At 55.1% G+C, this 11041-nt stretch carries 9 protein-coding genes; 2 read left to right on the plus strand and 7 right to left on the minus strand.

Annotated features, from left to right (window positions below; all coding sequences use genetic code 11):
* The 3 genes from ACIQ17_RS24900 to ACIQ17_RS24910 form a co-directional block, all read right to left on the minus strand.
* On the minus strand, positions 1 to 989 hold a 989-nt coding region (locus ACIQ17_RS24900), incomplete at its 3' end, for an acyl-CoA dehydrogenase family protein (RefSeq protein ID WP_398471945.1).
* Positions 990 to 999: 10 nt separating this feature from the next.
* Entirely contained in the window at positions 1000 to 1455 is a 456-nt protein-coding gene (locus ACIQ17_RS24905) for a MaoC/PaaZ C-terminal domain-containing protein (RefSeq protein WP_398471946.1), read from the minus strand.
* Positions 1452 to 3614: an acetate--CoA ligase family protein gene (locus ACIQ17_RS24910; protein ID WP_398471947.1), complete on the minus strand. Its 2163-nt coding sequence runs from the start codon at positions 3612 to 3614 to the stop codon at positions 1452 to 1454. The genes ACIQ17_RS24905 and ACIQ17_RS24910 overlap by 4 nt, the downstream gene beginning before the upstream one ends.
* A gap of 158 nt (positions 3615 to 3772) precedes the next feature.
* On the opposite strand from ACIQ17_RS24910, the gene ACIQ17_RS24915 reads away from it, so the two are divergent.
* Complete coding sequence (locus tag ACIQ17_RS24915; protein ID WP_398471948.1) at positions 3773 to 4966, plus strand: thiolase family protein; 1194 nt, start codon at positions 3773 to 3775, stop codon at positions 4964 to 4966.
* Positions 4963 to 5379, plus strand: coding sequence for a Zn-ribbon domain-containing OB-fold protein (locus tag ACIQ17_RS24920; RefSeq protein WP_398471950.1), 417 nt, complete (start codon positions 4963 to 4965; stop codon positions 5377 to 5379). The genes ACIQ17_RS24915 and ACIQ17_RS24920 overlap by 4 nt, the downstream gene beginning before the upstream one ends.
* Before the next feature lie 880 nt (positions 5380 to 6259).
* On the opposite strand, the gene ACIQ17_RS24925 is transcribed toward ACIQ17_RS24920, so the two are convergent.
* From ACIQ17_RS24925 to ACIQ17_RS24940, 4 genes are all read right to left on the minus strand, one after another.
* On the minus strand, positions 6260 to 7897 hold the full coding sequence (locus ACIQ17_RS24925; protein WP_398471951.1) for a flavin-containing monooxygenase: 1638 nt from the start codon (positions 7895 to 7897) through the stop codon (positions 6260 to 6262).
* Between the two features lie 200 nt (positions 7898 to 8097).
* Positions 8098 to 8964 carry a MaoC family dehydratase N-terminal domain-containing protein gene (locus ACIQ17_RS24930; RefSeq protein ID WP_398471952.1) on the minus strand — a complete coding sequence of 289 codons (867 nt, stop codon included), beginning with the start codon at positions 8962 to 8964 and terminating at the stop codon, positions 8098 to 8100.
* A complete protein-coding gene (locus tag ACIQ17_RS24935; protein ID WP_398471953.1) occupies positions 8964 to 9419 on the minus strand; it encodes a Zn-ribbon domain-containing OB-fold protein in 456 nt (151 codons plus the stop codon). Before ACIQ17_RS24935 ends, ACIQ17_RS24930 begins: the two co-directional genes overlap by 1 nt.
* 4 nt (positions 9420 to 9423) lie before the next feature.
* Positions 9424 to 10575, minus strand: coding sequence for a thiolase family protein (locus ACIQ17_RS24940; protein WP_398471955.1), 1152 nt, complete (start codon positions 10573 to 10575; stop codon positions 9424 to 9426).
* Positions 10576 to 11041: the final 466 nt, after the last annotated feature.

Below are 11041 nucleotides of genomic sequence, written 5' to 3' on the forward strand. Positions count from 1 at the left end.
TCAGTGCAGATGATCTTCGCGATGGATACTTCAGTTATGGCATCCTGACCACCGTCGAGCAAATCCGTTACACGGTAAACCGACTGCCTAGCAGTTTCGGTCATGATCGCCATATCGACGATCTTGTGCGACACCGCTTGATATTCAGTGATTGGCTTCCCGAACTGAATTCTAGTCTTACAATACTCCGCAGCATATTCTGTTATTTTTGCGCAATGCCCCGCAGAGATGGCGGAAATCGCCATGCGCTCGAATGCAAGGCACTTCATCAGATTTGACCATGCTGCTCCTTCCTCACCGATTAAATGCGTCGCCGGAACGCGAACGTTCTCGAAAAATACTTCGTTTGCGTGGGTGGTGCGGCGACCAAGCATTTTCAACGGCCTGATTTTGACACCTGGCGCTTTTGCATCGACTAGGAGTACGCTGAGGCCCGAGTGTCGCTTGGCTTCGGTGTCCGTCTTACAGATCACAACCAAATAGTCAGCAACATGAGCACAAGTAATCCAGACCTTCTGACCATTCAGAACGTAGTGATCACCCTTCTTATCTGCCTTCGTCCTAATTCCGGCGACATCAGATCCGGTACCCGGCTCCGACATCGCCAAGGCGAGCTTGACCTCACCGCTGATGATCTTCGGCACAATTTCCGTTTTCAAGGCCTCTGGTGCAAACTTGACGACATGCATTCCGGCATAGACGACGGTTGTCATGACAGCCTGAGCGATTCCGCTGTAGTAGTATCCGAGTGTCTCAATGAACGCGGCGAAGTCCTTGTGGCTCCCTCCCATCCCCCCGAACTCCTCGGGATAGAAGAGGCCGAGATAGCCGCCGTCCGCCAGAGCTGAATATCCTTCATGCGGAAACTGGCTCTTTTCATCTAGCTCCCGAATGCGCGGCCAAGGCAAGTTCTTTTCTAAAAGGTCGAGAACGTTCTCTCGCACTAGAATTTGCTGTTCCGATAGCCCATACGTGTTGACGAAACTCATTGGTCGCTCCTTATTCTTCTGATGCTCGACGCGCTACTAGCGTCGTCATCAGCCCAGTTTGAACGATCTCAGCGCGTTGATTCAGAACGTCCATTCGCCTTGTGAGTACACCTCGATCCGGGTTTGAAGACGGACGCGCCTCAACCACCGTCGACTTAAGTCTCACAGTATCACCGATGAACACCGGCTTGATAAATTTCCATTGATCAACCCCTAGTGCTGCGATCGCAGTGCCATCTAATTGACCCAAGCGCGCACTCAGACCTGTCGCAATCGACATGATCAACGTACCATGCGCGATGCGCTGCCCCAGTGGTGATGCTCCCGCAAACACAGCATCGGTGTGCATCGGGTTCGTGTCGCCCGATACCCATGAGTATGCCACGATATCGGTTTCAGTTACCGTGCGCCCCGGACTCTCCGACATTTCGCCGATAGCGAATTGATCTAAATATCTTCCCGTCATGACGTACCTTTTTCGTTGCTTAGCCGCCGAATGATCAGGGCGTCCGCTGCGATAGATTTATCACCTAAGGCGATCACGGGGTTGACATCGACCTCCCCGATGGAATCGCCAAGATCCACCATCATCTCCGACAAACGGCAAACAATATCCGCGATGCCATTGATGTCCGCTGCCGGCCGACCTCTGAAGCCTTGCAGCACCCCATACCCCTTCAGCGATTTCACTAGATCTTTTGCTCGATCTTTTGTGAGAGGCGCTAGAGCCACGGCCGTATCCTTCATTAGCTCAACCAAAACGCCGCCAAGACCCACGATAACAAGCGGTCCAAACTGGGCGTCCATTGTTGCTCCGACCACGATCTCCACGCCCTCCGGAACCATTTCCTGAACACTAACGCCCGTAATTCTAGCGTCAGGTCTCAAGGATTTTACGCGCGACAACATGGACGCCGTTGCGGTTTGAACGTCATCTCGCGAACCTAGATGTAACGCGATGCCGCCCACCTCGGTTTTGTGGCCAATATCTTGTGACGCGATCTTCACCGCGACTGGAAATCCAATCGCTTCAGCCGCATTCGCCGCAACAGCCGGCGATTCCGCGATCTCTTCTCGAGGAACAGAGATTCCATATGCCGAAAGTACGCTCTTTGAATCGCTTTCCGACAGCGCGGGTCCGCTTGATCGCGCCAAGATTGCTCGAGCCACATCAGCCGCCGACGTCGGTGACAAGCGCGAGGTCGCAGAGGAGGTCTGGGCGTCGCTGTGCCAACGTTCCCAGGCCTTTAGCGCTGCGAAACAGCGGTCCGCTGATCGAAATAGCGAAACGCTATGGTCGCGTTCGATGAGATCGGATCCCGGTCCATCTAGCCACTCGTTCATCCAGACGACCGCAATGGGCTTATCTGTGCGCCGCGCGGCTGCGAGAATTGTCTCTGATCGCGCCCCGCTCGACGAAGGATGCGCAAATACCATTGGGATCACGAGCGAACTGAAACTCGGGTCGGCCGCGAAGGCATCAAGACAATATCCGAATGTCTCCGATGTCTTTAGCACTTCCGCTGTCAAATCTGATGGATTGGCAACGGAGCCAAAGTCGGGGACGACCTCGTTCAACGCTGCTTTCGTCGCATTACTGAGCTCCGGGAGTGCAACCCGATGCTCAGATGCCTTGTCCGCGCAAATGACGGCTGCTCCGCCGGAGGTCGCAAGTACGCCGGCTCCGCTACCCGAGGGTGGTGCTTTTGATTTCGTGAAGAAGCTCGCCAGCTCTAGAGTTGCTTCAAGGTCGTCTGTTGCGATTGCGCCGATCTCATCGAACGCCGCTTGGTAGGCTGCTGATGATCCTGCCATCGTGCCTGTATGTGACAGCGCGGCTTTACGGCTCGCGTCGCTATTGCCAGCTTTGTAGACAATCAAGGCTTTTCCGGCTTGCCTGAGTTGCTTTCCCGCACTGATAAGCCGCCGACCATCCTTTATTCCTTCAAAGAGGCAAACAACCGCTTCTGTATCGTCGTCTTCTGCGAGATAGGAAAGATAGTCGCACACGTCTACGTCTGCTGAATTTCCTGCAGCGAGATACTTCGAAAAGCCGATACCACGTGTCATGCCTTGGAGAACGGTATAACCCAGCGCTCCACTCTGGGACACGATGGCGATTGGACCGCGCTTGTGGCCCATCCGCCCGTAGTCGGGCATGAAGTTCAGACCGGCTTGCAGCCTAGTATTGGCTATTCCTACACAGTTCGGTCCGGCAACTCGAACTCCGGTACGCATTGCGACCTCGACCAGCCTTGCCTGCAACTCAATCCGTTCAGCCTTCCCTGTTTCCGTGTAACCAGACGCGTAAACGATCGCACCTCCTGCTCGAACCTTTCCAGCCCCTTCCAGCATGGGCTCAACCATATCACGAGCGATACACATCACGACGCAATCGGGCGACTCGGGAAGATCTTCGATGTACCTGACGCACGGCCGCCCCATCACCGACTCGTATCTCGGATTGACCGCGTAAACGGAACCGCCGAAATCTGCCAAGTTGGCGAGCGTACGCATTCCGAAAGATCCAGGCGTTTCGGACGCGCCGATTACAGCAATCACTCTCGGATCGATCAGCCTCTTCAGCCGTGCGTACCCATAATTTTCGCGATGGGGCGTTTTCATCAACGTTTCAGCTCCCTTTGCTAAATCTCCAGTCCCGCTGGCAGAGGATTGCCTCTTTACGTGCACTGTGGTCAAATGGACTGACCAATTGATCTACAATGTCAAATGCCGGTTTTGTCAAGCCACCGGCGTGCAAGATGGAAACAAGGGAGTGCAGAATGTCGAAAGTCGTTACGATCTTAGGGTCAGCTGCCCTCAAGGTCGGAAAATGGCAGCGGCCGGCTGGAGAGCCCATACAAGAATTAGAACATGAGGTATTGGCGCGACTTGTGGTCAATGCGATCGAGGACGCTGGCGTGGACCGCCAAGACATCGGCTCGCTGATCTTCTCGTTGCCTCGTCCCTACACTGTCCAAAAGTATTTCGGGACGTTCATGGCAAATTACCTGCGTTTGCCATGTACTGGTACTGTCGCGGAATTGATGGGGAACGGAATGACCGCGGCCTTAGCCTTTGAAACAGCCGCCAATGACATTCGACTGGGACGTTCAAAAGTGGCTCTCGCGTTAGGGATTAACTTCGAAACAGCCGTGACTGCGGCTGAACACATGATGAGTTCGATGCGGACGACGGGCGACGTGGACTTCCACACGCCGTTCGGATTCACGCCAATCTCTTGGTATGCAATGGATGCCGCACGCTACATTCACGATTACGGCTCGTCCCGAGAGCAATTGGCTACGGTCGCGGTTAAGAACCGCTTCCATGCCTCCCTAAATCCGATAGCTCAGTTCCGGAAACCAATCACACTCGATGAAGTACTTACACAGTCTCCAATCGTCGAACCTCTTGGCTTGTTTGAAGTCCCCCCAAGAAGCGACGGTGCTGTGTGCCTTGTACTTGCTGAGGAGGATATCGCGCGCAGCACAAATCGCCCCTATGTGCGCGTACGAAGTCGGGGATTTTTTCATGAAGGTGCGCATCAGATAAACGAGGTACCAAACAATATGATTGCGCTCGCTGCAGCTGAAAGAGCGGGGCAGACCGCCTTCTCAGAGGCAGGCGTAGCACCTAGCGATATAGATTTTGCAGAAGTCTACGCACCTTGCACAATTATTGAGGTGCTGGTCAGCGAGGCTCTTGGCTTCGCGCCGAGAGGCCAAGGAGCGAGGATGGCTCAGGAAGGTGAAACTACGTTGGGCGGCCGAATTCCTATCTGTACCTCTGGTGGGTTACAATCGCGAGGTCATCCCGCATATGTCACCCCCTTCTACAGCTTCGTTGAAGCAATGGATCAACTTAGAAACCGAGCAGGACAGCGGCAAGTAGCCAATGCCGAGCTGGCAGTCACTAGCGCGGAGCTCGGAAATTATAACGCAGCAATGGTTCATGTCTTGGAGGCTGTCCGATGACCTTAAAAATTGTCAGCATCGACAAACTGCGTGCATACCCACCGCGCATCAGCGAGTTCACGTCGCGCTTTTGGTCAGCTTTGGACAAAGGTATCCTGGAAACGACGCGATGCGATGCTTGCGAGCGATTTTCATTTCCGCCGAAGCCGATATGTCCACATTGCTGGTCGACAACAATCTCGTGGGCGGGCTTGATTGGTACGGGCCGCCTGTATTCGCAGACGGTAATCCACGTTCCGCCTGCGGTTTTCAAGCAAGAATCACCTTATCGCGTAGGTATTGTCGATCTTGATCAAGGCGTACGTCTTGCTACAAAGATACTCTCCGACGATCCTCTTCCCCTAGACTCTGCAGTCCAACTTCTAGTGCTTCGATATCGGGATGGGCCGCTATTTGCTGCCGAAGCGTGCTGAAATCGAACCCAGGCGACGCTCGTCTGGTTTTTCAACAAACTCTGCTTTGCTCGTCAGTCGGGGGAGGGGACGTGGACACTCCCGCTTCGGCTTTTATAAACGTAATGCCCTCTAGCAGCGGCAGGCAGCGAACTCGTCCATTGAGATAGACGATAACCGCCAAGCTGGCGAGCGCGGATGATCGAGAAGTCGATCAGATGAAAAGCGTAGGGCGTGTGCGTAGCGATTGTCTTAAAATCTGTTTGCAGACGCCAGGCTTCGACCAGCCATTCTCTGTCGTCGTTTGTGGGGCCATAACGGCGTAGCCACTTACGCGAGGGCGAAAGGGCCGCAATCGGAAATGTCGTAAACGGAAATGACTAAGTTTGCCCCGGGAGGTTGAACCACGACCCGACTAAAGCCTGAAATAGTTATGGAATAATAAATCTGGGCCTTCCGACCGAACTGACTCGGTTTGGTTTTCATTGAGTTGCGCATTAGAGTACAAGGCTCAGACCGCCAACGGAAGCAACCAAAACCTACTAAAGTGCTTTCTGTCAATTTGCATGCTCGCGTTGTCGCTCAAGTTGTGGAGCGCATTCCGCATCGCAGACCGGTGAGGGGGCCGCGTCAGCATGTTGTGCGCGATACGCGAGACGGCGCGGATGCCTGTGACCGGGACGGTCCGGCCTCGGAGGGGTGGAATTCAAGCGGGCAGGCCGGGCCGAGGCCCTCGCGCCGTGATCCCGGAGGCAGTCGAGGCCAAGCCAGAGCCTCGAGACCTTCATGGCAGCTTGGTGCGTATTCCATTTCCAAGTCGCAGGCTAGGACGCAAGGCGACTGCATCCTGCTCTGGATGCTGCAATCCTCAATCACTGACAACCCCAGTCCGGATGGTCGCTCAGTAGGCGAGTTTAGGGTAGCCTTCAGCGGCCACGGCATCGCAGTATTCGCGATAAGCAGGGTGTCCGCCGCTGTAGCGCATGATGCGAGGCTTCTGTTTGCCTTCGATGTTGCGGTTGACGCCCGTCATCCAGGAGCCGACTTCGTTCATCAGCTGACCTTGGCCGAGCGCGAGGACGTGATCTGTCCATTCCTGGACGGCGAGCGGCGTGGCCTCAATGCGACTCAATCCTCGCTCGGTCGCAAACTGAACCAGGTCCGTAATCCACTCGACGCTGTATTCTGCCGTTCGCGTGTAATTGCTGAGTCCAGCGTGTGGACCCATCGCCATCAAAAAATTGGGAAACCCTTCAACGAAGACGCCGAGGTAAGTCTGCGGCCCGTCCATCCAAACCTCCTTGAGACGCACGGCGTTAACTCCCCTGATATCGATCCGGTCGAAGGCACCCGTAATGGCATCGAAGCCAGTCGCAAAAATAATGACATCGAACTCGTACTCGCAGTCCGAAGTCCTTAATCCATGCGGAGTGATCCGCTCTATCGGTGTCTCGTTGACGTCAACCAGCTGGACATTCGGCTGGTTGTAAACCTCGTAGTAGCCGCTTTCGAGCGGAATCCGCCGCGTGCCAAAGCCATGGTTCTTGGGGATCAGCTTCTCTGCGACGATGGGATCGTTAACCCGTTCCCGGATCTTACGTGCAGCGAAATCCGAAGCGAGGGCGTTTGCGGTGCGATCGGTTAGCATGTCGCTAAAATTCGCCTGCCATTGGCCGAAACCTGGGGTGCGGTATAGCTTTTCCCAGAATGCTTCGCGATCCTCCGGTGACACCTCCAGCGTTTTACGCGGATCAGGGCCGTGGACGTAGCAGCCGGGCGTCTCGCGGCAGCGTGCCAGGATGTCTGGATAGCGAGCGCGGATGTCTTGCATTTCCTGGGCAGTGATCTTGCTATTGTTCAGCGGAAAGACCCAATTCGGAGTGCGTTGAAACACGGTCAAGTGGCCGACCGTTTTAGCGATCGTTTGGATAGTCTGCACTGCGGTTGCGCCGGTTCCGATGATACCGACTCGCTTGCCCGCGAGATCGAGGCCCTCCTTCGGCCAGCTGTGGGTGTGGCACGACTGACCCGCGAAGCTTTCGATGCCGGGAATAGTCGGCATCACAGATGCCGAAAGAACGCCAATTGCTGTAACAAGAAAGCGTGTCGAATACCGCGCACCGTTCTCCAGCGTTAAGTCCCAGCTGCGTGTATCCTCACGCCAAAGCGCGGCGACCACCCGGCTGTTGAACTGGATGTCGCGCCGCAAATCGAATTTGTCGGCGACGTAGTTGAGGTAGCGCTCGGTGTCGGGTTGGGCCGAAAAATGCTCCTCCCACGTCCATTCCTCGAGAAGCTCTTTCGAGAATGAGTAACCGTACGTCCAGCTCTCTGAGTCGAAACGTGCCCCCGGATAGCGGTTCCAGTACCATGTGCCGCCGACTGCGCTGCCGGTTTCGAAGATCCGGACGCGTAAGCCGATCTCACGCAGCTTGTAAAGCTGATAGAGGCCAGCAACGCCCGCTCCAATAACGACCGCATCGAAGCCCGTGTCAGTGTAGGATCGTTCGTGTTCCCGACCAGCTTGATCAGCATTCATTCTCGCCTCCCTTATCCGTCAGTACTAGGCAGATTGACTGCGGGCTACTCGTTCATCTCCTTCGTCTACCAGTAGCGCCTGCTTTGAATTGGGGTGCCTTAATTCTCTGGAAAAGCCTTGATTGGCAGATGCCGGTGATCTATGCGCCAACGGCGAAAGCTAATGGTTTCTGTTTCGGAATTTGCGCGCGTTGAGCCAAGTCAGCGGAACCGTAGTTTAACCTCCATGGCTACTGTTCCAGCCGGCGTTGTCGCCCACAGCTCGGCACCCGCCCCGCCGTCGACCGGGCGCCCCATGACCTCGAATGGCCCTGTATCGAACAAGGGTGCGCGAGCGCGTTGCGTGAATGACGCGATAGCTCTGGTGGTATTGTTATCGCGAGCGAGATCAATGAGACATTGCTGCGAATATGGGCCATGTACGACCAGGCCTGGATATCCCTCCGAGTCCATTGCGTAACTCCGATCATAGTGAATTCGATGCGGGTTGAACGTTACGGCGGAATAGCGAAATAGTGATACCGGATCCGGATCGATCTGTCGTGCCCATGGTAGACCGGCGGGAGGGATACTTCGCTTCGGAATGCCGCTTAGCTCCCCAGGCTTCACGGCGTCGCGAAACACGGTGTAACTTTCTTCAACAATCGCAAGACCCCGCGGAGAAAATATACGCCGTGTTTGCGTGACAAATAGCAGGGGGCCAGTACTACCAGAACGCAAGGTCAGGTCCGTCAGTTCCGTCTCACGTTTGAGGGCGTCACCCACCAGAAGCGGGTGATGAAACGCAAGACTCGTACCCGCGTACATACGTCTCGGGAAAGGCACCTTAGGTACCACGCCCCCCGAAGTGGGTAGGCCATCGTCGCCTAGTGTCGCTTTGCGGCCAAATGAATGAAAATAGACCAGATGCCATCCGGGCGGAATCGCTTCGCCTTTCGTGGGTACGGCCTCGTCTCGATCGAATGCAGCGACGAGCCCAAAGAGCGGCGCTCGCGTGGCTTCATCTTCCTCCACGATTTTGGTGCCTATGTTTTTGCGCAAGCCATCAATGTCGACTTCGGCAGACATTATCGTGCCCCCGGTGTGGGCGCGGACACGTCACTCGTGGACTCAACGAGAGCGCATCCGGGCAACGTGAGGCAAGGCCTAGCTTTCTCGAAGACGATTCGGACGGGCATACCGATATCGAGCCGAGTATCTAGTGGGGCATGCAGTCGCGCCAGCACGCGAACGCCTTCTTCTAAGTCCACGGTCACCAACGTGTATGGGAGATCGGATTTGTAACCTTCGTGAAACGGATGATGCGTTATCGTCCAGCTGTGAATTGCACCTCTGCCGGATGCTTTGACCCAATTGGTTTCGAACGAATAGCACACATCGCATACAGGCCGCGGATAATGCCGGAGTTTCCCGCAGCGCGCGCATTCCTGAAGTGTCAGCTTTCCCTCGTTTAGGCTCTTCCAGTAAGGTATGGAGTCGGGCGTGGGCTCGGGGACTAGCTTCGAATAGATGTTTTCGGTCATACTCTCAGCCCCTCCTCATGATCGCTAACGACCCGTCACCCATGTCGCCGTACCCGGAGACGAGACCCAGTTCAGCTCCGCTTACCTGTGCTTTTCCGGCATTTCCCCTGAGCTGCTTTGCAAGTTCGACTACATGGTTCATCCCAACCATGTGTGCTTGAGAAAGCAGGCCGCCATGGGTGTTAATCGGCAAGGTTCCACCAAGCCTGATAGCGCCGCTCTCTACGAACGGTCCGCCCTCACCCTTTTTGCAGAAGCCGATATCTTCCAGCTGGCAGAGAACGACGTACGTGAAACAATCGTAGATCTCGGCTACCTGAATTTCCTGAGGCGTCACACCAGCCATCGCAAATGCCTTGGGCGAGGCTTTGGCAATGCCCAGACGTGTCATGTCGGGACGCTGAGTGATGGAGCTTGGAGATTCGGGATGTCCTTCAGCGATGCCCATAACGAGGATTGGCCTCTGACGCATATCTTTGCTGCGCTCGGCGGCGCTAACAACGATGGCAGCACCGCCATCACTCTCAAGACTGCAGTCCAGCAACCGAAGCGGATCAGAGATCATGCGCGAATTCTGATGATCCTCAATGGTGATATGCTTCGTCATCATCGCATTGCCGTTTAGGATGGCATTGTGGCGTGTAGACACTGCGATCTCTCCAAGTTGGCGACTTGTCGTGCCATAGAGCTGCATGTGCCGCCGCGCCATCGCGGCATAGAGCTGCGCCGGCGCAATTGCTCCGATCGGCATTTCGAATTCGCCCACAACCTTGAACTGCGGCATCTGCTGGACCCGTGCACCGATGCGACCGGCAGATGAGCCGTTCCGTCCTATTGGAAGTAATACATGGTTGCAGAGACCAGCATTGATCGCCAAAAGAGCCGCTTGAATTCCGGCGACGCAGCTTGCGCCTCCGAGAGGCGTGGTTGCTGAAAAACGAAGATCCTCGATGCCAAGATTTGTGATGAAGTCCTCGGCGACGACCGCCGAATTCGAATAGGGAATGATACCATCGATCTCTTTCGGCGAGAGTCCGGCGTCGTCTATAGCCTTTAGAGAGGCTTCGAGCTGAAGAGCAAGAACGCTTTTTCCCGAGTTGCGACTGTAACTGGTTTCGCCGATACCAGTTATAGCGACACGCTCCCGAAGCGACATGTAACGTCTCCTCTCGATCACAGTTATTTTTAAGCAATGAAGCACTACGCTTACACGGATCCTTATTAGTGACCTCGATCCAGCTGTCCGCATAAGGACACAGCATCGGGTCGGACGTTCCGCGGGGTCCCAAACCTGTGGTTCGGGAGAAAATATAATATGCCTTTCTTGACCCCGTTCTAAAAGACAGTGAGAATGTCGTTTCGAACGAATGTTAGAATTGTTGACTTGTTAAGGCAAGCCCCTGCTGTCCTAGCCAATAACTGATCAGTTGATTCAAGAAGCGAACACCTCGCACACCAAGCGCCGCTTCATGCGGGGGCTGTGGGAGGAGCGCTTGGCGGAGGAGAATGCTCATGGATTTGAGCTATGGCCCCAGATACCTAGCGCTGCGCGAAGAGGTGCGTGATTTCATCAATCAATACGGCGACCAGTCGCCCCGAACAGGAGGCGGTCGTAAACGACC

Origin of the sequence: Tardiphaga sp. (genome assembly GCF_044340795.1) — a bacterium.
Lineage (GTDB): Bacteria > Pseudomonadota > Alphaproteobacteria > Rhizobiales > Xanthobacteraceae > Tardiphaga.